21 protein-coding genes and 2 tRNA genes are annotated in these 23,711 nt (G+C 41.7%); 22 read left to right on the forward strand and 1 reads right to left on the reverse strand.

Going from position 1 to position 23,711, the window contains the following annotated elements; translation table 11 throughout:
- Positions 1 to 68: 68 nt before the first annotated feature.
- The 15 genes from rph (at position 69) to FCL54_RS02585 (ending at position 15,120) form a co-directional block, all read left to right on the forward strand.
- Positions 69 to 854, forward strand: a complete 786-nt coding sequence (gene rph, locus FCL54_RS02515) for a ribonuclease PH (RefSeq protein WP_138122816.1) — start codon at positions 69 to 71, stop codon at positions 852 to 854.
- Positions 851 to 1,441 carry an XTP/dITP diphosphatase gene (locus FCL54_RS02520; RefSeq protein WP_138122818.1) on the forward strand — a complete coding sequence of 197 codons (591 nt, stop codon included), beginning with the start codon at positions 851 to 853 and terminating at the stop codon, positions 1,439 to 1,441. Before rph ends, FCL54_RS02520 begins: the two co-directional genes overlap by 4 nt.
- An 81-nt stretch (positions 1,442 to 1,522) precedes the next feature.
- Positions 1,523 to 2,041, forward strand: coding sequence for a metallophosphoesterase family protein (locus FCL54_RS02525; protein WP_138122820.1), 519 nt, complete (start codon positions 1,523 to 1,525; stop codon positions 2,039 to 2,041).
- A gap of 74 nt (positions 2,042 to 2,115) precedes the next feature.
- Positions 2,116 to 2,189: transfer RNA gene (locus tag FCL54_RS02530), tRNA-Gly, on the forward strand.
- A gap of 4 nt (positions 2,190 to 2,193) precedes the next feature.
- Positions 2,194 to 2,270: transfer RNA gene (locus tag FCL54_RS02535), tRNA-Arg, on the forward strand.
- A 160-nt stretch (positions 2,271 to 2,430) separates the two neighbouring features.
- Positions 2,431 to 2,961 carry a DUF421 domain-containing protein gene (locus FCL54_RS02540; protein WP_138122822.1) on the forward strand — a complete coding sequence of 177 codons (531 nt, stop codon included), beginning with the start codon at positions 2,431 to 2,433 and terminating at the stop codon, positions 2,959 to 2,961.
- A 128-nt stretch (positions 2,962 to 3,089) separates the two neighbouring features.
- Positions 3,090 to 4,154 (forward strand): tetratricopeptide repeat protein, encoded by a 1,065-nt coding sequence (locus FCL54_RS02545; RefSeq protein WP_138122824.1) that lies wholly within the window; start codon positions 3,090 to 3,092, stop codon positions 4,152 to 4,154.
- 220 nt (positions 4,155 to 4,374) lie between these two features.
- A complete protein-coding gene (gene tig / locus FCL54_RS02550; RefSeq protein ID WP_138122826.1) occupies positions 4,375 to 5,682 on the forward strand; it encodes a trigger factor in 1,308 nt (435 codons plus the stop codon).
- Positions 5,683 to 6,059: 377 nt separating this feature from the next.
- On the forward strand, positions 6,060 to 7,334 hold the full coding sequence (gene clpX, locus FCL54_RS02555; protein WP_138122828.1) for an ATP-dependent protease ATP-binding subunit ClpX: 1,275 nt from the start codon (positions 6,060 to 6,062) through the stop codon (positions 7,332 to 7,334).
- Between the two features lie 261 nt (positions 7,335 to 7,595).
- Positions 7,596 to 9,272, forward strand: a complete 1,677-nt coding sequence (lonB, locus tag FCL54_RS02560; RefSeq protein ID WP_138122830.1) for an ATP-dependent protease LonB — start codon at positions 7,596 to 7,598, stop codon at positions 9,270 to 9,272.
- A 260-nt stretch (positions 9,273 to 9,532) separates the two neighbouring features.
- Positions 9,533 to 11,854: an endopeptidase La gene (gene lon / locus FCL54_RS02565; protein WP_138122832.1), complete on the forward strand. Its 2,322-nt coding sequence runs from the start codon at positions 9,533 to 9,535 to the stop codon at positions 11,852 to 11,854.
- Positions 11,851 to 12,432, forward strand: coding sequence for a ribosome biogenesis GTP-binding protein YihA/YsxC (gene yihA / locus FCL54_RS02570; protein WP_138122834.1), 582 nt, complete (start codon positions 11,851 to 11,853; stop codon positions 12,430 to 12,432). The genes lon and yihA overlap by 4 nt, the downstream gene beginning before the upstream one ends.
- A gap of 373 nt (positions 12,433 to 12,805) precedes the next feature.
- A complete protein-coding gene (locus FCL54_RS02575; protein WP_138123241.1) occupies positions 12,806 to 13,636 on the forward strand; it encodes a transporter substrate-binding domain-containing protein in 831 nt (276 codons plus the stop codon).
- Between the two features lie 62 nt (positions 13,637 to 13,698).
- On the forward strand, positions 13,699 to 14,358 hold the full coding sequence (locus FCL54_RS02580; RefSeq protein ID WP_138122836.1) for an amino acid ABC transporter permease: 660 nt from the start codon (positions 13,699 to 13,701) through the stop codon (positions 14,356 to 14,358).
- A 39-nt stretch (positions 14,359 to 14,397) separates the two neighbouring features.
- The gene (locus FCL54_RS02585) at positions 14,398 to 15,120 is read left to right on the forward strand and encodes an amino acid ABC transporter ATP-binding protein (RefSeq protein ID WP_138123243.1); all 723 of its coding nucleotides are present in this window, start codon (positions 14,398 to 14,400) and stop codon (positions 15,118 to 15,120) included.
- Positions 15,121 to 15,170: 50 nt separating this feature from the next.
- On the opposite strand, the gene FCL54_RS02590 is transcribed toward FCL54_RS02585, so the two are convergent.
- Positions 15,171 to 15,650, reverse strand: coding sequence for a LiaI-LiaF-like domain-containing protein (locus FCL54_RS02590; protein WP_138122838.1), 480 nt, complete (start codon positions 15,648 to 15,650; stop codon positions 15,171 to 15,173).
- 264 nt (positions 15,651 to 15,914) lie between these two features.
- On the opposite strand from FCL54_RS02590, the gene hemA reads away from it, so the two are divergent.
- The 7 genes from hemA to spoVID all read left to right on the forward strand — a co-directional run bounded on the left by hemA (position 15,915) and on the right by spoVID (position 23,704).
- On the forward strand, positions 15,915 to 17,288 hold the full coding sequence (gene hemA / locus FCL54_RS02595; protein ID WP_138122840.1) for a glutamyl-tRNA reductase: 1,374 nt from the start codon (positions 15,915 to 15,917) through the stop codon (positions 17,286 to 17,288).
- Between the two features lie 10 nt (positions 17,289 to 17,298).
- Positions 17,299 to 18,132, forward strand: coding sequence for a cytochrome c biogenesis protein (locus FCL54_RS02600; RefSeq protein WP_138123246.1), 834 nt, complete (start codon positions 17,299 to 17,301; stop codon positions 18,130 to 18,132).
- Between the two features lie 39 nt (positions 18,133 to 18,171).
- The gene (gene hemC, locus FCL54_RS02605; RefSeq protein ID WP_138122842.1) at positions 18,172 to 19,101 is read left to right on the forward strand and encodes a hydroxymethylbilane synthase; all 930 of its coding nucleotides are present in this window, start codon (positions 18,172 to 18,174) and stop codon (positions 19,099 to 19,101) included.
- Positions 19,098 to 19,862, forward strand: a complete 765-nt coding sequence (locus tag FCL54_RS02610; protein WP_138122844.1) for a uroporphyrinogen-III synthase — start codon at positions 19,098 to 19,100, stop codon at positions 19,860 to 19,862. Before hemC ends, FCL54_RS02610 begins: the two co-directional genes overlap by 4 nt.
- Before the next feature lie 12 nt (positions 19,863 to 19,874).
- Entirely contained in the window at positions 19,875 to 20,849 is a 975-nt protein-coding gene (gene hemB / locus FCL54_RS02615; RefSeq protein ID WP_138122846.1) for a porphobilinogen synthase, read from the forward strand.
- A 48-nt stretch (positions 20,850 to 20,897) separates the two neighbouring features.
- On the forward strand, positions 20,898 to 22,187 hold the full coding sequence (gene hemL / locus FCL54_RS02620) for a glutamate-1-semialdehyde 2,1-aminomutase (RefSeq protein WP_138122848.1): 1,290 nt from the start codon (positions 20,898 to 20,900) through the stop codon (positions 22,185 to 22,187).
- A gap of 320 nt (positions 22,188 to 22,507) precedes the next feature.
- Positions 22,508 to 23,704: a stage VI sporulation protein D gene (gene spoVID, locus FCL54_RS02625; protein ID WP_138122850.1), complete on the forward strand. Its 1,197-nt coding sequence runs from the start codon at positions 22,508 to 22,510 to the stop codon at positions 23,702 to 23,704.
- Positions 23,705 to 23,711: the final 7 nt, after the last annotated feature.

Here is a 23,711-nt window from a genome sequence, read left to right on the forward strand (position 1 = left end):
TGTAACTAATTTTAATGGTTGGTTACACTAAAACAGTGTCTGGCATATAGGTTGAAGGAGGAAAACAGATGAGAACAGATGGGCGTTCGAAAGATGAATTAAGACGGGTACATATTGAAAAAGATTATATCAAACATCCGGAAGGATCTGTATTGATTACCGTTGGAGATACAAAAGTAATCTGCTCTGCAAGCATAGAAGAAAGGGTTCCTCCTTTTATGAGAAATCAGGGAAAAGGCTGGATAACCGCAGAATACGCTATGCTTCCCCGGGCTACCGAACAGCGTAACATCCGGGAATCGTCAAAAGGAAAGGTTTCCGGAAGAACGATGGAAATACAGCGGCTGATCGGCCGGGCTCTAAGATCGGTTGTAGACTTAGACAAATTGGGTGAGCGTACGCTCTGGGTTGACTGTGATGTGATCCAGGCTGACGGAGGAACTAGAACCGCTTCAATTACAGGAGCTTTTGTTGCAATGGTGCTGGCATTTGAAAAACTTCTTGAGAAGAAAACAATAAAAACATTGCCTATTAAAGATTTTCTTGCAGCTACTTCTGTAGGAGTAATTGATAGTCAGGGAGAAGTACTCGATCTTTGTTACGAAGAGGATTCTAAAGCAGATGTAGACATGAATGTCATAATGACTGGAAACGGAGAGTTCGTTGAATTGCAGGGAACAGGAGAGGAAGCTACTTTTTCGGTAACACAACTGAATAAGTTGCTAGAACTGGCTGATAAGGGCATAAGAGAGCTTATAGATCTACAAAAAGAAGTTTTAGGAGAAGTTGCGGATCTTGTCGGAAACGTAGAGGTATCTTCAAAAAGTGACAATAACTCAGGTGCCGGTAAATGAATAAGGTTTTGATCGCATCTAAAAACAAAGGGAAAATCAAAGAATTTGAAGCGATGTTTGCGAAGCACGGAATTAAAGTATATTCCCTTTATGACCTTGAAGAAGACTATGACTTAGAAGAAACCGGAACAACTTTTGAGGAAAACGCGGCGTTAAAAGCGGAGACGATAATGGAAATCACCAATACAATGGTTCTCGCTGATGATTCCGGGCTTGTTGTTGATGCCTTAGACGGAAGACCCGGGGTTTACTCTGCAAGGTATGCTGGTGAAGAAAAAAACGATGAAGCAAACTTGCAAAAAGTTTTAAAAGAATTAGAAGGTATTCCTGCAGAACAAAGGGCAGCCAGGTTTGTCGCTGTTCTCGCTTTGTCCGTACCTGGAGAGAAGACAAGAACCTTCCGAGGAGCATGTGATGGTATCATCATAGATGAAAAAAGAGGCGAGAACGGTTTTGGTTATGACCCGATCTTCTATCTTCCAGATAAACAGAAAACGATGGCAGAAATTTCGAAAGAAGAAAAGAATAAGATTTCCCATCGGGCAGCTGCTCTTAAAAAACTTGAAGAAGAACTGGGTACCCTTTAAACGGGCAAGGGACGGCTTAACTAAGCTGTTCCTTGTATAATGAAATGGAGTAAACCGGCTATACAAAAAGGAGTTGTCTGAATGAAAGCCCTTATAGTAAGTGACAACCACGGTTCAAAAGAGCTACTGCAAACAGTTTTGAAGCGGCATGGAACAGATGCGGATGTGATGATTCATTGCGGGGACTCTGAACTGCCTGCTGATTCAGAAGAAATGCAGCCCTTTATAAAAGTGGCAGGAAACTGTGATGTAGACCCACAATACCCAAATGAAGTGACGAAAGAACTCGGCGGAATTCCTTTCTTCGTTACTCACGGGCACCATTACAATGTAAAAATGTCATTGATGAACCTGATGTACAAAGCCGAGGAAACTGCAGCGACAGTAATTTGTTATGGGCATTCCCATATTGCCCAATCGTTTCAAGAAAACGGGAAAATCTTTATTAATCCCGGGAGCATTCGTTTGCCGCGCATGAGAAGAGAAGGCACATATGTCATCTGTGAAAAGTTAGAAGATGGTCGATTAAACGTTTCCTACTATAGTGAAGACGGTGAAAAGATAGAGGCATTAACCGCTAATTATCCGCTTTATTTATGATAGAGATTGCCTGTTGACATTATTTTTTGTTTAGGATATAGTAATCTATGTCGCTGTTAGTTAACACTATATTTGCGGGTGTAGTTTAGTGGTAAAACCTCAGCCTTCCAAGCTGATGTCGTGAGTTCGATTCTCATCACCCGCTCCATTTTGTCCCAGTAGCTCAGCAGGATAGAGCAACGGCCTTCTAAGCCGTCGGTCGGGAGTTCGAATCTCTCCTGGGACGCCATGCAGCATATTAATGGAAGTACATATATGAAAAGTCACTGTCACATTGACAGCGGCTTTTTTTGTGTTTCAACCTTTCTTTCTCTTAGAAATAACGGTTTCTATTTTCCTGCTTCAGGGTACTTCAATAGAGTAACTTCACGGCGAGGAGGGGAAGCTTTTTGTTTTTTGATAATTGGAAAGGCGTATACAGAATTATAATTATGGCGTTGTTAACGTATCCTACATTGGTTTTTATATTAAGGGTTTCCGGTAAAAGAACGTTATCAAAAATGAACATGTTCGACCTGGTGATTACAGTAGCGATAGGTTCATCGTTTGCAACCATTATTTTGTCGGATAAAATCGCTTTTGTAGAAGGGTTCACTGCGATAACGATGCTTACACTACTTCAGTTTATTGTCACATGGATATCTGTAAGGTCTAAAAAATTCACTGAATTGATCAAATCTGAGCCCCGTTTACTGTACTATCAGGGCGAGTATCTAGATAAAGCCCTTAGGGAAGAAAGGGTGAGAGTGGGAGAGATCAGGCAATCGATCCGTACAAGTTCCATTGCATCGATGGACAAGGTGGATGCAGTAATTCTCGAAACTGATGGCAGTATGTCAGTCGTTAAAAAAGATAGCAAGAAAGAACATCAAACAGACACGTCGATGAAGGGGGTAAAAGGTATGGAAAAAGTAAAATAAATGTAGGTTTTCTTGTGGAAAATCGGTTATTTTGTAGAAAAGTTGATAGTGCTTGTGTTTCATCTTTTATCCTGATAAACTGTTAGCTAAATCGTAGCTGCAATTTTTCCTCCAGGTCGGATGAGACGATGATTAATAAAGAGTGGAGCGATTTAGTCATGGATAATAACAATGATCAGGAAAAAGGGAAAGTGCTGTATTTCCCCAACCTGACACAAAAACTAGTAGAAAAGGGAATGGCTGCTCTCAAAGACAAAAAGTATGAAGAAGCCTACGAACATTTTAACCAGCTGTTAGAAATAAGTCCGGATCATCCACAGGGACACTTTGGGCAGGTACTATGCCTTGTTGAATTTGGAAGGTTAACAGAAGCTGCTGAGCGTTGTGAGAAGATGCTAAATCAAGACATTGGGGAATATTTTGATGTCATGCAGGTATATATATCGATTCTTGTTCAATTAGGAAAGTACCAGAAAGTAGTTACGATGATTGAGGCAGTTCTCCAGGAAAATAAAATGCCGCCGAATATTGCTGAATCCTTCTATCAATTGCTTCATTTCAGTAGAAAAATGACAAGCTATGACTTTGAAGACGAACTTATACAGGATGATGAAAAAGGTCAGGACCTACAACAGCTGGAGACATACCTGCAGAGTGAGGAAACGGAAAAACAATGTATTGCAATCCAAAAGTTAAGCAAGTCAAACGATCCCCTTGCCTATGAACTTTATAAAGAATACTTGAAGGACAGCGGAAAAGACCCTTTGTTAAAAAGTATGATCCTTCAAATACTTAGAGAGAAAAACATAGATGATAATATTATGATACATAAATTTGGCAAGGATTTAATCATTAATCCTTCCAGGCTAGTAGATATTTTCAAGCAAGAATTTTCCGTTTCTGTGAAAGAAGAGCTGGCAAGCAAAGTTGAACATAATAACCCTACTTTATATGAAATGTGCATCCAGGTGTGGTGGCATTACTTATTTGCGATAACACCATTTGATGCAGATCCCCCTGTAAAGGAATTGTGGGCGGCAGCAATCCAAAAAGTAGGTTCGGAAATTAATGGGATCGAAGTGATTGACGAAGAAATAGCTGAAGAATACGGAATCAAGGTTAATGAATTAAGAGAAGCAGCAGGAAAAATTGATAGAATCGAAAAACAGGCGTTTATTGACCCTGGTATATAAGGAAGATGCTGGTAGGCCGGCTGTTCTGTGATTTCAGGTGGAATGACATGAAGGGGAATTATTGTTGAAAAGCACTACTGCTATGTTATAATAAGGTGGTTGCGAACATCTAAATGCATGTTAATTAAGGTGTATCAGAAAGTGTTTAGTACCGGATGATGGATTCTCTTAAATTCTTTCTGAAAAGTGTAATTATATAATTGTTGGAGGGAAAGTATACATGACTGCAAAATGGGAAAAGCTCGAAGGTAACCAAGGTGTACTAACAGTCGATGTGGACGCATCAAAAGTTGACGCTGCACTTGACCAAGCATTCAAAAAAGTTGTTAAGAAAGTAAACGTACCTGGATTCCGTAAAGGGAAAGTACCTCGTATGATTTTTGAACAACGTTTTGGTGTGGAATCTCTTTATCAGGACGCACTGGACATTCTTCTTCCAGAAGCTTATTCAACTGCTGTTGAAGAGACTGGAATCGATCCAGTAGACCGTCCTGAAGTGGATATCGAGCAAATTGAAAAAGGCCAAAATTTGATCTTCAAAGCTACTGTAACCGTCAAACCTGAAGTGAAACTTGGCGAATACAAAGGGCTTGAAGTAGAAGAGCAGGACACTGAAGTAACAGAAGAAGATGTTGAAAGTGAATTGAAGCAGCTTCAGGAAAAACATGCTGAGCTAGTTGTAGTGGAAGACGGCGAAGTGCAAGAAGGCGACACTGTCGTTATTGATTTTGAAGGTTTCCATAATGGAGAAGCGTTTGAAGGCGGCAAAGGGGAAAATTATTCTCTTGAAATCGGTTCTGGCACTTTCATCCCGGGATTTGAAGATCAACTAGTTGGTGAAAAAGCGGGAGCCGAAAAAGAAATCAATGTAACGTTCCCTGAAGAATACCATGCTGAAAATCTCGCTGGCGAAGAAGTTACATTTAAAGTCAAAATCCATGACATCAAACGCAAAGAACTTCCAGAGCTTGATGATGAATTTGCGAAAGATGTTAATGAAGAAGTGGAAACACTTGATGAGTTGAAGCAAAAAACAAGAGAGCGTCTTGAAGAGCAAAAGAAACAGGACGCTGACTTGAGCATGAAAGATACGCTTGTAGAAAAAGCGACTGAAAACGCTGAAATCGATGTGCCGGAAGCGATGGTTACTTCAGAACAAGACAGAATGCTTCAAGAGTTTGAACAACGTCTTCAAGCTCAGGGTATGAATCTTGAAATGTACTATCAGTTCTCCGGTCAGGACGAAAATGCACTTCGCGAACAAATGCAGGAAGATGCTGAAAAACGCGTTCGTACAAACCTTACACTTGAAGCGATTTCTGAAGAAGAAAACATTGAAGTTTCTGATGAAGAAGCTAATGAAGAAGTCGAAAAAATGGCAGAAATGTACAATACTGAAGCAGATAAAATCAAGCAAATGCTTCAAATGCAGGGTGGAACTGACGCATTGAAAGGCGATCTAAAAATCCGCAAAGCGATCGACCTGCTTGTTGAAAACAGCAAAACTGTTGCTAAGGAAGCAAAGTAATTTCGTTTATAACAAAGTGAATCAAGGAGCTTTAAAGCCCGGTAACTCAGGGGATACCTGGAAATAAGAAACAAGGCGCGATTTTTTCGTGCCTTGTTTCTTACACAATATAGTAATGAAATTGTTACTTTTTGCTTAAGATAGTAAGTAACAGGGTTTTCATCTTTTCAATCATCATACATAAAATTAAGCCGTTTCATTTTCTTGCGGCAGGGAATATATGATACAATTCAATACATAAAAATCGAAGTGATTGATGGAAAAGATGAATCCTGCAAATGAATTAACCATTACCGATAGATCGATTTTGAAGAAGTGCAAATTGGGATGGACCCATAAAAAAGGTACCATCGAGATCAACTGTTAGGGGTGATTTCATGTTTAAGTTTAACGATGAAAAAGGACAACTTAAATGTTCCTTTTGTGGCAAAACACAGGACCAGGTCCGCAAGTTAGTTGCAGGGCCAGGGGTATACATTTGCGATGAATGTATCGAGTTATGTACAGAAATAGTAGAAGAAGAGCTTGGAACAGAAGAAGAAGTTGATTTTAAAGAAGTTCCGAAGCCACAGGAAATCCGCCAGATTTTAGATGATTACGTAATCGGACAGGAAAAGGCGAAAAAGTCGCTGTCTGTAGCGGTATATAATCACTATAAACGGATCAATGCTTCTTACAAGTCAGACGGCGTCGAGCTTGCGAAAAGTAACATCTGCTTGATCGGGCCGACCGGAAGCGGTAAGACATTGCTTGCACAGACGCTCGCAAGAATCTTGAATGTACCTTTTGCGATTGCTGATGCAACTTCCTTAACAGAAGCGGGATATGTAGGAGAAGATGTGGAAAACATCCTTCTCAAACTAATCCAGGCCGCCGACTATGATGTTGAAAAGGCTGAAAAAGGTATTATCTATATCGACGAGATCGATAAAGTAGCACGTAAGTCTGAAAATCCGTCTATTACAAGAGACGTATCTGGTGAAGGTGTACAGCAAGCCCTTCTTAAAATTTTAGAAGGAACGACTGCAAGCGTTCCTCCACAGGGCGGACGTAAACACCCTCATCAAGAGTTTATTCAAATCGATACAACAAATATCCTGTTTATCTGTGGAGGTGCCTTTGACGGTATCGAACAGATCATTAAACGCCGCCTTGGTAAAAAGGTAATCGGTTTTGGAGCCGACGGTAAGCAGCAGGATCTTAAGCAGGGCGAGTATTTACAAAAGGTATTGCCGGAAGATTTACTTCGCTTTGGCTTGATCCCTGAGTTTATCGGACGTCTTCCTGTAATCGGAAGCCTTGAACCGCTTGATGAAGAAGCACTTGTTGAAATTCTTACCAAGCCGAAGAATGCGCTTGTTAAGCAATATCAAAAACTGCTTGAAATCGACAATGTTGAGCTTGAATTTGAAGATGGAGCACTTGTGGAAATTGCAAAACAGGCAATCGAGCGTAAAACTGGCGCGCGTGGTCTTCGTTCCATTATTGAAGGGATTATGCTGGATGTTATGTATGACCTTCCTTCAAGAGAAGATATTGAAAAATGTATTATCACCAGTGAAACGGTAACAGATAAAACCGCTCCTCGTCTTGTGATGAGCGATGGAACCGTTATTGAAGGAGAAAAGGACTCACCTAGAGAAAGTGCATAAGAAAGCAAAAGTCAATCATCTCTGTTGATGGTTGGCTTTTTGTTTTCACACTATAAGAAAGATAAGGTAAGATCGGCGAGGTAAAGATAGGGTTAAATATAAGATATTAATCCATGATATGGGCTTTAACCTGAGGATTCGCCAATCGGCATGATTTTTAAATGGGAAAATAAGCCGGTCCAAATCAAATTTTCCGTTTAGTCCATCCTGTGCTAGGAGATACTATGCCTAATTGACTTATTAGCTGCAGGAGGGACTTGTATGAACTGGACTGGTATAGCTTTAGTGGTTCAACTTTTTTTTGGAGTAGTAATCGGGCTTTACTTTTGGAATCTTCTTCGTAACCAAAGGACTCAAAAAGTCTCCATTGATAAAGAGTCACGCAAGGAAATGGAACAGCTTCGAAGACTTCGGAGCATCTCACTCAGTGAACCGCTGGCTGAAAGGGTTAGGCCTTCAAGCTTTGCGGATATTGTGGGTCAAAAGGATGGCATCCGTTCTTTGAGGGCTGCAATTTGCGGACCAAACCCACAGCATGTTATTATTTATGGCCCGCCTGGTGTAGGAAAAACAGCGGCTGCACGCCTCGTATTAGAAGAAGCGAAGCGGAACAAGAATACTCCTTTTAAAACCAGTGCCGTCTTTGTTGAACTGGATGCAACTACAGCCCGCTTTGATGAGAGAGGAATCGCCGATCCATTGATTGGTTCTGTCCATGATCCTATTTATCAAGGGGCAGGTGCAATGGGGCAGGCAGGAATTCCTCAACCGAAACAAGGTGCTGTAACAAACGCTCATGGCGGTGTATTGTTCATCGATGAAATCGGAGAACTTCATCCTATTCAAATGAATAAGCTTTTAAAAGTTTTGGAAGATCGTAAAGTTTTTTTGGAAAGTGCTTATTATAATGAAGAAAATACCAATATTCCTCCTCACATCCATGATATTTTTCAAAATGGATTGCCGGCAGATTTCCGGATGATCGGTGCAACAACAAGGACCCCGGAGGAAATCCCGCCTGCTATTCGTTCACGGTGCCTGGAAATCTTTTTTAGAGAATTAAATCAAGAAGAAATTGCTGCAATTGCGAATAGAGCCGCGGAAAAACTTAAGTTAAACATCGAGCCTAACGGAATCGATAAAATAACCAAATACGCTAAAAATGGAAGAGAAGCGGTTAACTTGATGCAGATCGCGGCCGGGCTAGCTATTACGGAAGATCGTGATTGCATACACCTGTCGGATGTGGAGTGGGTTATTCATTCGAGCCAGCTCTCTCCTCGGCCAGAACGCAAAATCCATCTTTATCCGGAAATTGGCCTTGTAAATGGATTAGCTGTATACGGACCAAACACCGGTTCTTTATTGGAAATTGAGGTTACGGCAACAAGGGCGAAAGAAAAAGGAAAAGTAACCATCACTGGAATCGTTGAAGAAGAAAGTATAGGAAACCAGAGCAAATCGGTACGAAGAAAGAGTCTTGCGAAATCTTCGGTCGAGAACGTTTTAACAGTGTTGGAAGGAATGGGTATACCGTCATTTGAGTATGATATCCATATTAATTTCCCAGGAGGTGCGCCGGTTGATGGGCCTTCTGCAGGTGTAGCGATCGCTACAGGAATATACTCTGCGATCAAAAGGGAAAAGATCGACAATCAACTCGCTATGACTGGTGAGATCAGCATTCATGCTAATGTAAAACCTGTAGGCGGTGTATTTGCTAAAGTGCTTGCCGCCAAACAAGCCGGTGCCAAAAGAGTTATCATACCAAAAGAAAATTACCAGGAAATTTTAAAAGAAATTAAAGAGATCGAAATTATACCGGTTGAGAGACTAGAGGAAGTGCTGGAAATCGCATTTCCAGGGGATGTGCTTCAAAACCAGGAAGTTATCCCTGCATCATCAGAATTAAAGGATTCCCCGCCAACAAAAATTTAATGGCGGGTACTCTTGTTTAAAAAGAAACGTATTAGAGAAATACATAAAACATAGGTATGGGAAATTAGACAAAGTCTGGAGATATAGGATAAAATTTATAAAAGCTCCTCTTTGTAATGCTGAGCAAATTTTTTGCGGTAATGAAGAGAAAGAGTGTTAAATGGATAAGTATATCCATGCCTTTTATATTACTGCAATCAGGTCGGTTTTAGAGAAACGTAGAGAATGTAAAAGTCAGTGTATTTGGAGGTGCCCCTGGAATGAATAATGAACTAAAAACGATTCCGCTTCTTCCCTTAAGAGGACTGCTTGTCTATCCTTCTATGGTGCTTCATCTTGATGTTGGACGGGAGAAGTCTGTACAAGCACTTGAAAAAGTGATGGTAGATGATCACCAAATTTTCTTATCTACACAAAAAGAAGTGGGAATTGAAGAACCAACGGAAGAAGATATTTATGAAGTAGGAACGATCGCAACCGTCAAACAAATGCTTAAGCTGCCGAACGGAACGATTCGAGTTCTTGTTGAAGGGTTACAGCGTGCAAAAATTGAGCGCTATACAGATAAAGAGGAATACTATGAAGTAGATGTACAGCTGGTAGATGAACGCGAAGAAGCTATGGCTGAAGAGATTGCTCTAATGCGAGCAGTTCTTGATGCTTTCGAACAATATATCAAAATTTCAAAAAAGGTAACAGCAGAAACGTTTGCTACCGTCGCTGATATCGAGGAACCAGGAAGGCTTGCAGATATCGTTGCTTCCCACCTATCGCTAAAAATTCGACAAAAGCAAGAAATCTTGCAAACATTCGATGCGAAAGAACGTCTCGAGAAGCTACTCGATATTTTAAACAATGAAAAAGAAGTTCTTGGCCTGGAAAAGAAAATCGGCCAGCGTGTTAAACGTTCGATGGAAAAAACGCAAAAGGAATATTACCTGCGTGAACAAATGAAGGCCATTCAGAAGGAGCTTGGTGAAAAAGAGGGCAAAACAGAGGAAGTATCGACACTTAAGGATCAGATCGATGAGTCCAATATGCCTGAAAATGTTAGAGAAGCTGCATTGAAAGAACTTGACCGCTATGAAAAAATCCCTCAAACCTCTGCTGAAAGTTCAGTGATACGAAACTATATTGACTGGCTGCTTCAACTGCCATGGTCCAAGGAAACAGAAGATAACCTGGATATCGACCATGCAGAGAAGATTCTTAATGAGGATCATTATGGGCTCGAGAAAGTGAAGGAGCGTGTGCTGGAGTATCTTGCTGTCCAACAGCTTACGAAATCTCTAAAAGGGCCAATTCTTTGCCTTGTAGGTCCTCCAGGTGTTGGTAAAACATCTCTGGCAAAATCGATTTCCCGGGCGGTAGGCAGGGAATTCGTAAGAATATCTCTTGGCGGTGTTAGAGACGAGGCAGAAATACGCGGCCACAGAAGGACTTATGTCGGAGCAATGCCGGGACGAATCATGCAAGGCATGAAAAAGGCAGGAACCATTAACCCGGTCTTCCTGTTAGATGAAATCGATAAGATGTCGAATGATTTTAGAGGAGATCCTTCCGCTGCTCTATTGGAAGTACTTGATCCGCAGCAAAACAATACATTCAGTGATCATTACATTGAAGAGCAATATGACCTTTCAAAGGTTATGTTTATTACGACAGCCAATACGATGACTACGATTCCGGAACCTTTGCTAGACCGGATGGAGGTTATTCGGATCGCAGGATATACTGAAATTGAAAAGCTTCATATTGCGAAACAATATCTGGTTCCGAGGCAGAGAGAAGACCATGGGCTGCAAAAGGGCCAGTTCCAGATCAGAGATGAGGCAATAGTGGAAGTGATCAGACATTATACAAGAGAAGCCGGTGTGCGAAATCTTGAACGGCAGATTGCAACACTTTGCCGAAAAGCAGCGAAAGTGCTTGTGTCCGGCGAAAAGAAAAAAGTTGTGCTTACTGACAAAGCGATCGAAGAGTACCTTGGCAAGCCGAAGTTTAAATACGGTGAGGCTGAAACAGAGGACCAGGTTGGAACTGCAACTGGTCTAGCATACACAACAGCTGGAGGAGACACGCTGTCTATCGAAGTCTCTATCTACCCTGGTAAGGGCAAACTGATCCTTACAGGGAAACTAGGCGATGTTATGAAAGAATCAGCTCAAGCTGCGTTTAGCTATATCCGTTCTCGCGCGAACGAATTGAAAGTGGATCCTGAGTTTCTTGAAAAAAATGATATTCACATCCACGTGCCAGAAGGAGCTACTCCGAAAGACGGCCCGTCAGCAGGTATAACGATAGCAACCGCATTAGTTTCAGCCTTGACCGGTAAAGCAGTCAGAAAAGAGGTAGGAATGACCGGTGAGATTACGTTACGTGGGCGAGTACTGCCGATCGGCGGCCTAAAAGAAAAATCTCTAAGTGCTCATCGTTCCGGCCTTACAAAAATCATTATGCCGAAGGATAATGAAAAAGATCTGGATGATATTCCGGAAAGCGTTCGCAAGGATTTGACCTTCGTCCCGGTTTCTCATCTTGATGAAGTCCTAAAACATGCTTTAGTAGGGGAGAAAAAATGAAAGTAACAAAATCGGATTTTATTATTAGTGCAGTTAAACCCGATCAGTATCCAGAGGACGATCTGCCGGAGATTGCACTGGCAGGGAGATCAAACGTTGGAAAATCTTCCTTGATCAACACACTGCTCAACCGAAAAAATCTAGCCAGAACTTCACAAAAACCCGGGAAAACCCAGACCTTAAATTTTTATTTGATCAATGAAGTACTGTACTTCGTTGATGTTCCGGGTTACGGTTTTGCGAAGGTATCTAAAAAAGAAAGAGAAGCCTGGGGCAAGATGATCGAAACCTATCTTGCAAATCGAGAGGACTTGCGTGCTGTCATTTTGATCGTTGACCTGAGGCATTCGCCATCGAATGATGATGTCGTAATGTACGATTGGCTGAAGCATTATGAGATTCCCGTTATTGTAGTTGCCACAAAAGCAGATAAGATTCCAAAAGGCAAGTGGCAAAAGCATCTTAAAGTTGTACGGGAAACGCTTAAAGTAGAACCGACCGACCAGCTCGTTGTATTTTCTGCTCAAACAGGAAAAGGAAAAGAAGAAGTTTGGAGTGCGATACAATCTACCATTTAAAAGAAGGCTATATGCGAATATCGCATATAGCCTTCTTTTTTTATCAGGTAAGACAGGGAGTTTCTTTGTGCAGCAGGATGAATGGTTATGCATTAAACCCCAACAATAGCAGCTGTTGTTAAACGCTTTTAATAAAAGAGGTTTAATAAAGATGAATAACGGGTAAAGAAAAATACACTTTTATAGCATTTTGGAGCAAACAGGGACAAGCAGGAGGTGAGAACGGATGAAGGCGAAATATTAAGCAATATAGTAAAATACGAAAATTGAAAAAATTTAGACTAGCTGGTAAGATAGGACCATGACACTTTACATAATGCGGTTAGCTAACTTCATTAGAAGTAAAAATAGAAGGGGGACAAACAACCAAATGATGAAGAAAAAAACATTATCAGTATTCACAATGATTCTTATGGTATTCGGTCTCGTCCTTGCTGCCTGCGGAGGAAATAACGGAGGCAACAACGCTGGAGGAGATGGGGGAAACGGTGAAGGCGGCGGAGAAGCAAGCGGCCTCGAGTTAACGGAAGAAGGAAAGTTTAAATATGTTGTATCTGGAGAATTCCCTCCGTTCAGTACGGTTGATGAAAATGGAGACCTGAGCGGTTATGATGTTGCTGTTGGTAAAGCGGTAGCTGAAAAGATCGGCCTTGAACCTGAAGTAGAAAAATTCAAGTTCGCCGGCATGATTTCAGCGATCAAATCAGGCAGATTCGATGCAGCGGTAGCGAGCCATACGATCACGCCTGAACGTGAAAAAGAAGTAAACTTCAGTGAACCGTATTACTATTCCGGCCCGGTTTTATTCGTTCAACCAGGAAGTGACATAAAGAGTGTAGAAGATTTAGATGGTAAAAATGTTGCGGTGTCAAAAGGTTCTACTTATGAAAAGTCAGCTCAAGAATACACAGACGATATCAGCCAGTATGATAGTGACCAAACAGCACTTCGCGCGCTAAGCGAAGGGAAGCATGATGCGGTTATCACTGATGACATCACTGGTAAGCAGGCGATCGAGAAAGATTTTAAAATCGAGAAAGTAGAACAGTTAGGTGTAAGTGAACAGGCGATCGCAGTAGCTAAAGATGATAAAAAGCTGCTCGAAGCAATTAACAAAGCACTGCAAGAATTAAAAGAAAGCGGAAAATTAGCTGAACTCAGTAAAGAATACATCGGTGCAGACATTACTCAACAACCAGAATAAAACCTGTAATGTGCGCATGTAACAGTGCGCACATTCCTTGCTTAAAAAGGAGATGAATAAACTTGCCAAGCATATCCCATTTACTTGAGACATTCGCTAATAGTTATCCAATTTTCTTAGAAGGAATGTGGCTGACACTTCGACTGACAGCTATTTCTATTCTGATCGCAGTATTTTTCGGACTATTTTTTTCACTTCTTAAGATATCCAATGTAAAGGTTCTAAATTGGATCGCAGATGTATACATCGGTGTTATTAGAGGAACTCCCCTGATCGTACAGATCTTTATCTTTTATTTCGGTCTTTCCAACCTCGGAATTTCCGCATTTTGGTCGGCAGCACTTGGACTTGCTCTTCATAACGGTGCTTATATCGCTGAAATATTCCGTGGATCGATTCAGTCGATCGAAAAAGGACAGATGGAAGCAGGACGTTCTCTTGGAATGAGTCACACGCTTACAATGAGAAGGATCATTTTGCCTCAGGCATTCCGCCGAGCTCTTCCTCCATTAGGTAACCAGTTTATCATTGGTTTAAAAGACTCCTCACTTGCTGCCTTTATTTCTTTATCAGAATTGTTCAGTATTGCAACAACACAGGGGGCAAGAACTTTTGATGAAATGACATATTTAATGATCGTTGCATTCTACTATTTAGTGCTTGTTCTTGCATTCACAGTTCTAGTAAATATGCTTGAAAGAAAACTAGCTGCCAGCGATTAACAGAGGGAGGAGGAATTTACATTGGCTGAAAAAAGAGAAATGATCAAGGTAGAAAAGCTTAACAAGTCTTTTGGAGACTTACACGTGTTAAAAGATGTGGATATGACAGTAAAAGAGAGCGACGTGGTCGTGCTGATAGGAGCCAGTGGTTCTGGTAAAAGTACATTGCTGCGCTGCTTGAACTTTTTAGAAATAAAAAATAGCGGAACGATAACGATCGAAGGAAAGCAGATCGAACCTGATAAAGATGACCTGAACAAGGTTCGCCAGACGGTCGGCATGGTGTTTCAGCACTTTAATCTTTTTCCTCATAAAACCGTACTTGAAAACGTTATTGAGGCACCGCTGATGGTGAAAAAGATGAAGAAAGATGAAGCGGTAAAAGAAGGCAAAGAGTTACTTGCAAAGGTCGGGCTGGCTGAAAAGGCAGATGTTTATCCTTCCAAATTATCAGGCGGACAAAAACAGCGTGTCGCAATCGCGCGCTCGCTTGCAATGAAGCCGGACATAATGCTGTTTGACGAACCGACATCTGCTCTTGATCCGGAACTTGTCGGAGAGGTGCTTTCCACGATGAAAGAGCTTGCAAGGGAAGGTATGACAATGGTAGTCGTTACCCACGAAATGGGCTTTGCACGTGAAGTAGCAGACTGGGTCTGTTATATGCATGGCGGCAGGATCGTCGAACGCGGGCATCCTGATGAGTTGTTTGATAATCCTACTGAACAGCGAACACAGGATTTCTTAAGTTCCATCCTTTAGGCGTTAAAACAAAAAAACCAGAGCGACTATCTTTCAATCGCTCTGGTTTTTTATTTCTTTTTGAACCAGATTAAATAAATGCCAAAAGCGATTAAAATTATCGGCCAGAGTTCGCCAATAAAATTAAAAGTAGTTTGAAGCCATAGTTGAAAGCCTGTGTAAAGCAACTCGAAAAGGGAAATGATAAGTAAGGCCATGCCTGTGAATAAGCCGCCTTTTTTTGTCTTATAATATGTAAATAAGAATGCAAGACTTACAATCAACGTATACATTCCCCAGGAGTTTGGCCAAAAAGGTAAAGAATTAAGCGCAAAAAAGTGGACTCCGAGACCGATAAGGATAATTCCCGGGAAAATATTTTGGTACTCCTTCACGAGAAAAGCCTGGAACAAAAAGGCGAACCCTATAATGATTAAAATTAAAGGCCAGCTGGCCAATTGATCCATATATGGTACATTAAAGTTTTCTAACAGAAAAAAAGAACCTATCCCGATTAATAGGATACCTAAGAAAACACCTTGCTTTTTCAAATCAAATCCCCCCGGTTATTGTCAGAAAAGTTCATCTTTTGATATATCCTGTTACTTCTGGTACATTAATAATGATGTGTTTTTCTTATTGAATTGCTATTTTATCATATCATAATGCTTCATACACTGTTCACATTTTTACGATATGTGAGAAATGTCACATGATATAATGACGTTAGATGGTAAGATTAAGATGATTTTGTTCGGTAATTGTAGTTAACAACCTGTTCGGTCAGGTTTTAAGAATATGTTGGGGGTGGGAAGATGCACATCCTTGTAGTCGGGTTGAACCATAAAACAGCCCCTGTAGAAATTCGTGAAAAGCTTTCGTTTAACGAAAATGATCTACCAGAGGCTCTAACAAAACTGAGGAATTCTAAAAGTATTTTAGAATGTGTTATTGTTTCAACTTGTAACCGTACAGAGGTCTATATTGTGGCAGACCAGTTGCATACAGGGAGATATTACACAAAGGCGTTTCTTTCCGATTGGTTTGAGATTGAGAAGGATGAGTTTTCTCCTTTCTTGGTTATCAGGGAGAACGAGGCGGCGATCGAACATTTATTCCGAGTAGCCTGTGGTTTAAATTCCATGGTACTTGGTGAAACACAAATCCTTGGCCAGGTTCGGGACAGCTTTTTACTTGCTCAGGAAAATAATACGACAGGCACTATTTTCAACCAGTTATTCAGGCAGGCTGTTACGCTGGCGAAACGCTCTCATTCGGAAACAGAAATTGGCGAGAACGCTGTTTCAGTAAGTTATGCTGCGGTAGAGCTGGCAAAGAAGATATTTGGCGGCCTTGAGCAGAAAAAAGTACTGATCGTTGGCGCCGGGAAAATGGGTGAGTTGACTGCGAAGCATTTGCAAAGTAATGGAGTGAAAGAGGTGACGGTAGTAAACCGTACACTTGAAAAGGCTCAGGAACTGGCAGAGAAATTCTTCGGACAGGCTAAGGCCATGAACTTGCTCCAGAGTGCGCTATCGGATGCAGATATCGTGATCAGTTCAACGGGTGCTACAGACTACGTTATTACGCCTGAACTCGTGAAACCGATTCTAAAGAAACGAAAAGGTCGCCCACTATTCATGGTCGATATCGCCGTGCCAAGGGACCTTGACCCTTCACTGTCAGACTTTGAATCCATTTTCCTTTATGATATAGACGATTTGGAAGGAATTGTGGAAACAAATCTTGAAGAACGCCAGAAGGAAGCAGAAAAGATCGAACTGATGATTGAAGCGGATCTTGTTGCTTTCCAGGAATGGTTAAATACACTTGGCGTTGTTCCGGTGATTTCTGCTCTTCGGACAAAAGCTCTGTCCGTCCAGGCCGAAACAATGAACAGCATAGAAAGAAAACTTCCTAACTTAACTGATAGAGAGAAAAAAGTTCTCAGCAAACACACAAAAAGCATCGTGAACCAGCTGTTAAGAGATCCGATTCTTCGGGCAAAAGAAATGGCAGCTGAACCGAATGCAGCTGAAGCTCTTGAAGCATTTGCGAAAACTTTTGCAATCGAAGAAGAAGTGAAACAGGAGATTGCAAAGCAAAGGGCGAAAGAGTATAACAAGACAGAAAAAGGTGAGACTTGGGAGTTATCTTCTGCCATTGAGGCAACGCAATTGCGCTCCTAGGAGAGGAGACATTACGGTGGCGAATGTCAAATGGATCTATGATTTAACAATTATCCTTTATGCACTCAGTGTCCTTGGATATTTTATCGATTTTTTACAAAACAACCGGAAGGCTAATCAGCTAGCTTTCTGGTTGCTTTCTATTGTTTGGGGATTGCAAACTATATTCCTTGTTATTCAGGTGATTAAGATTGGCGGTTTTCCAATCTTGACCCCATTTGAAGGCCTCTTTTTTTATGCCTGGGTCATTGTCACGTTATCTTTGTTAATCAACTGGTTTTTCCGTGTTGATTTTTTTGTTTTTTTTGCAAATGTCCTCGGATTTATCATTATGGCTATTAATTTGTTTGCAGCAAAAGGCGAGGCTTCTTTTGTTTTAAAGGAACAGCTCATGTCGGAGCTGTCTATTATTCATATCACGATGGCTTTCATTTCATATGGGGCATTTTCCCTCGCCTTTATTTTCTCGATCATGTATTTAATCCAGTACCAGATGCTGAAAGAAAAAAAGTGGGGAAAACGCCTGCAACGATTCGGGAATCTTTCATACCTGGAAAAAATGGCTTACTTGTGCAGTATGGTGGGGGTCCCTCTATTATTGCTAAGCTTAATACTGGGAGTCGTATGGGCATCGATAAAAGTTGCAGATTTCAGCTGGCTTGATGCCAAGGTAATCATCTCTTTCATTGTACTCCTGGCTTACAGCACTTATCTTTACCAGAAGGTAGGAAGAGGCATAGAAGGAAAATCTCTTGCACTATGGAACGTTGGCGCATTCCTTATCGTACTGATCAATGTCTTCCTTTCAGGGACGCTTTCAGATTTCCATTTCTGGTATGTGTAAGAGATTCGGTATAAAAAAGTAGAATTTGGAGGATCAATAATGAGAAAAATAGTAATCGGATCCAGAAGAAGTAATCTAGCGTTGACACAAACAAAGTGGGTTATTTCCCAGCTGGAAAAGTTAAACCTTCCATTTACATTTGAAATTAAGGAGTTCGTTACAAAAGGTGACCGTATCCTGGATGTAACCCTTTCAAAAGTAGGTGGAAAAGGATTGTTTGTAAAAGAGATCGAGCAGGCAATGCTTGACGGAGAGATCGATATGGCAGTCCACAGCATGAAGGATATGCCTTCCGTATTACCTGAAGGGTTAACGATCGGTTGCATACCGGAAAGGGAAGACCACCGCGATGCCATCATCGCAAAAGGGTATGATTCTTTTGAAGAATTGCCTGAAGGGGCAGTGGTCGGAACCAGCAGCCTGCGCAGACAAGCGCAAATCCAGGCAGCTCGTCCGGACTTAAAGGTTAAATGGATACGGGGAAACATCGATACAAGGCTTCGAAAGCTTGATGAAGAAGATTATGATGCGATTGTTCTTGCAGCTGCTGGTTTGCATCGAATGGGCTGGTCGAAGGATGTTGTAACGGAGTATCTGCCGCTGGATGTTTGTTTATCAGCAGTAGGGCAGGGAGCGCTGGGCATCGAATGCCGTGAAAGCGATAAAGAGCTGCTAGACCTATTAAGCCGGCTAAATGACGATTATACAAACCGTACTGTTATGGCGGAGAGAGCGTTTCTTCATTCCCTTGAAGGAGGATGCCAGGTGCCGATCGCCGGTTATGCAGAGGAACGTGAGGGTACCCTGATGCTGACAGGGCTTGTGGGAGAGCCTGATGGTTCTCGAATCATTAAAGAGAGTCTTAAGGGCGATGATCCGGTTGAGCTTGGGAAAACTCTCGCTAACAATTTAAAAGACAGAGGCGCGAAAGAACTGCTGGACCGTGTGAAGGATGAGCTTGATCAATGACCCTTCCTCTTGAAGGAAAACGAATCGTTGTGACGCGGTCCAAAGAGCAGGCCAGATCGTTTTCAAAAAAAATAAAGGACCTTGGGGGGATTCCTCTCGAGGTGCCTTTGATTGCATTTAAAGAGACTGCTTCCACTTCAAGGGAGGCAGATGGTTTTACATATGTTCAAGACTTTGATTGGGTTGTTTTTACAAGCACGAATGGGGTTCGTTTTTTCTTTGAAAGATACAAGGAATTGCCTGCCGGTGTGAGAGTGGCAGCTGTAGGCCCAAAAACTTCCCGTGCTTTAGAAAGGCGTGGCATCAAAGTAGACTTGCTTCCTGAGACCTTTGTAGCGGAAGGGTTGGTCGAGGCTGTTCAGCGAGAATTTTCCGGCGAAGAAAGGGTATTGCTTCCAAGAGGCAATCTTGCCAGAAAAGAACTCCCATTACAGTTAAAACAGATGGGGATAGAAGTGGAAGAACTTGTTGTCTATGAAACGGTCATAGAGAATACTTCTAAACCGCTTCTCGAGGATATGTTGCTAAATGAAAAAGCAGATATTCTTACTTTTACAAGCTCATCGACTGTTCATCACTTTGTTCAATTGGCAGATGATATACACTGGCGACCGCTAATTGCAGGGATGAAAGTAGCTAGTATTGGACCGATTACTGAAAATACGTTACGCTCTTATCAGATTGAACCAGAAATTATAGCCCAAAAATATAACATAGATGGCCTTATCGATGCGATAGTTGATTTTTATTCAACTAATTAGGAGGAAAAGACAATGGAAAAAGCATTTAATAGACACCGTCGCTTGCGCCGGACTGACAGCATCCGATCAATGGTGAGGGAAACATTTTTACGGAAAGAAGATTTAATCTATCCTATTTTTGCAGTTGAAGGCGAAGATATCAAAAGGGAAGTCCCTTCAATGCCGGGAGTTTTTCATTTTTCCATGGATCGTATAAATGAAGAAATGGACCAAGTTTATAAGCTGGGAATTCCATCGGTTATGGTTTTTGGAGTGCCGAAGGAAAAGGATGAGGTCGGTTCTCAGGCATACTGCGATACCGGAATTGTACAACAAGCGATCTCTCATATTAAAGAACGGTATCCAGATCTTACGGTTATTGCGGACACTTGTCTTTGCCAGTATACAGACCATGGGCACTGCGGTGTTGTTGAAGAAGGATATGTTAACAACGATAAGTCGCTTGAGTTGCTTGCTAAAACTGCTGTATCACAGGCAAAAGCGGGTGCTGATATCATTGCACCGTCTAACATGATGGACGGCTTTGTTGCTGCGATTCGAAAAGGGCTTGATGAAGCTGGCTTTGAAGATATTCCGGTAATGTCCTATGCAGTGAAGTATTCTTCAGCATTTTATGGCCCGTTCCGTGATGCTGCCCACAGCACTCCTCAGTTCGGAGACCGCAAAACATATCAAATGGACCCTGCGAACAGACTTGAAGCGATTCGCGAAGCAGAGTCTGATATTAAAGAGGGAGCAGACTTCTTAATGGTCAAACCGGCACTTTCTTATCTTGATATCATTCGCGAACTAAAAGACCGCTTCCCGCTTCCGATGGTTGCTTATAACGTTAGTGGAGAATATTCCATGATTAAAGCAGCGAGCCAGAACGGATGGCTAAATGAACAGGAAGTCGTTATGGAAAAGCTGACAAGCATGAAACGTGCAGGAGCAGACTTGATCATTACTTACTTTGCAAAAGATGTGGCGAAGTGGCTTAGCGAATAAAAAAGTACTTGTAGTCTAGTTCAGTTGAATTCAAAAAGGAGTGATTCGATGCGGAGTTACGATAAATCCAGAGAAGCATTCAGTAAAGCGAAGGAAGTTATGCCAGGCGGTGTTAACAGTCCGGTAAGAGCTTTTAAATCTGTAAACATGGACCCGGTATACATGGAAAAAGGAAAAGGGTCAAAAATTTATGACCTGGACGGCAACGAATACATTGATTACGTTCTGTCATGGGGACCACTCATTCTAGGGCATGCCAACGAACAGGTCGTATCCCGTCTTAAAGAAGTGGCTGAAAAGGGAACGAGTTTTGGAGCTCCACATGAACTTGAAACAAAACTTGCAGAACTTGTCATAGAGCGTGTGCCTTCTATCGAAATCGTCCGTATGGTTAACTCCGGAACAGAAGCGACAATGAGTGCGCTTCGTCTGGCAAGAGGCTATACCGGCAGAAATAAAATCATTAAGTTTGAAGGCTGCTACCATGGCCACGGCGATTCTCTTCTTATTAAAGCAGGTTCAGGGGTTGCAACGCTTGGTCTTCCTGACAGTCCGGGTGTTCCGGAGGGAGTTGCTCGAAATACGATTACAGTCCCATATAATGATCTTGAAAGCATCCGCTATGCTTTTAAAGAGTACGGGGATGATATTGCAGGCGTTATTGTTGAGCCTGTCGCAGGCAACATGGGAGTTGTTCCCCCGCAGGAAGGCTTCCTTGAAGGGCTTCGCGAAATTACGGAAGAACATGGTTCATTGCTAATTTTCGATGAAGTGATGACAGGATTCCGTGTAGGATATAACTGTGCTCAAGGCTATTACGGTGTAACTCCCGATCTAACTTGCCTCGGAAAAGTAATCGGAGGGGGACTGCCGGTCGGAGCTTATGGCGGCAAGAAAGAAATCATGGAGCAGATAGCACCGAGCGGTCCGATCTATCAGGCCGGTACGTTAAGCGGAAACCCGCTGGCAATGGCAGCAGGTTATGAAACACTTTCCCAATTAACTCCGGAATCTTATGAGGAATTTGAACATAAAGCTGAACGTCTCGCAGAAGGATTGTCACTTGCTGCAGAGAAGTACAATATTCCACACAGCATAAACCTGGCAGGATCTATGGTAGGCTTCTTCTTTAACGAGGAGCAAGTAACCAATTATGACAAAGCTGCTGCTTCTGATCTAACAATGTTTGCTGAGTACTTTAGAAATATGCTCGATGAAGGAATCTCACTGCCCCCTTCTCAATTTGAAGGCCTCTTCCTTTCTACTGAACATTCGGAGGAAGACATCAACAAAACGATCGAAGCTGCAGAAATTGCATTTTCTAAATTAAAGAAGTAAGGGGAAAACCGCTCTTTATGAGCGGTTTTTTTATGTTAGCGTGCATAACTGAACCTCTAATAAATCGCTATGAACGTCCATCAGATGGTTCTGAAACTCTAATATTGTGTTGTGAAGCTCCAATATAGAGTCTCCATGAAAAATACACCCTCTACTTCCCTTTTCATTAGTAGACCAGGTTAGACAAATTACTCCAGTCAAACAGCAACCTATCAAATTAAAATGCTGATACAACCCTTCCATGAACTTTTATACATAATCTTATTTCTCCGTTCATAAAAGTGTAATGTATGGATAAAGTCTGAAAGGAGGAGAAACGCATGTCCAATGAACAATCATCTCAATTGCATTTCTCCATAGAGGAGTCAGTATGGTTAAAGAGAGGACAGGAAGTAGAAGAAATCTTATCCATTTCCCTGGATCCTGACATTACAATACACGATTACGATGATTATGTTTCTGTAAAAGGAGCTCTCGTACTTTCAGGAGAGTTTTTGCCAAGGGAAGGAGATGAAGTGACAGAAGAAGATTATCAAAATCCCGCAGCTTATCGTTCGATCCAGGAGATTTCTTATTTAGATGAGGGAACAGCTGCCATTTCACATCGCTTTCCTGTAGATATTACAATACCTTCCAATCGTGTCGGAGATCGAGAACAAATTTTTGTAACAGTGGAATCATTCGATTATGCAGTTGAAGAAAACAATTGTATCAAGCTTGCTGCGGACGTTTCTATAAGCGGCATACAGGGGGATCGGCAGAAAGCTGCACAGTCGGAAGAAGACGAAGCGGAACTGCAGGCAGAAAATATGTTTGCTGAAGAACGTTCCTCTCTTAACCAGTGGGAAGTCGATGTGAAATTTGAAGAAGAAGAACAAGAAGAGCAAGAAAACGATTTGTTTGTTAGAGAACAAGAATCTCCCCATGTCGGAGTGAGTAGTCGAAATACGGAAGATGAGTATTACGAAGAAGTGCAGTACGGAGAAGAACAGCAATATGAAGAAGAGCAGTATGAAGAAGAACAGCAATATGAAGAAGAACAGCAATATGAAGAAGAACAGTATGAAAAAGAGCAATACGTAGAGCGGAAAGCCTATCAGAAACCGGAATACGAACAAAACGAGTCTTTAAAGGCATTAACAAGAATGTATGCGAGAGACGATTCTTATACTGTCCAGCAACATGAGGCGGACCCAGCATATCGAAAACCTGATGCGGCAAATTATGAGGAAAACATGCAGGCAGAAGAGAGACGGGAACAGGCGCAGGATGCTTACGAGGATACCGGGCAAGAGCCAGTTAGAGAAGAAAATGCACTGTATTTAACAAAAATGCTAACAAAAGAAGAAGAAAATTTTTCAAGAATGAAGATGTGTATCATCCAGGCAGGGGAATCTCTTACTGAAATCGCTGAACGCTATCGTCTTCTGCCAAGCCATCTTGCGAGAGTGAACCAAATGGATGATGAAGAGGAAGTACAGGAAGGGCAAATTTTATATATTCCTGTTAATAAATAAAGAACTT

It is taken from the genome of Exobacillus caeni (assembly GCF_005747095.1).
Taxonomy (GTDB): domain Bacteria; phylum Bacillota; class Bacilli; order Bacillales; family Guptibacillaceae; genus Exobacillus; species Exobacillus caeni.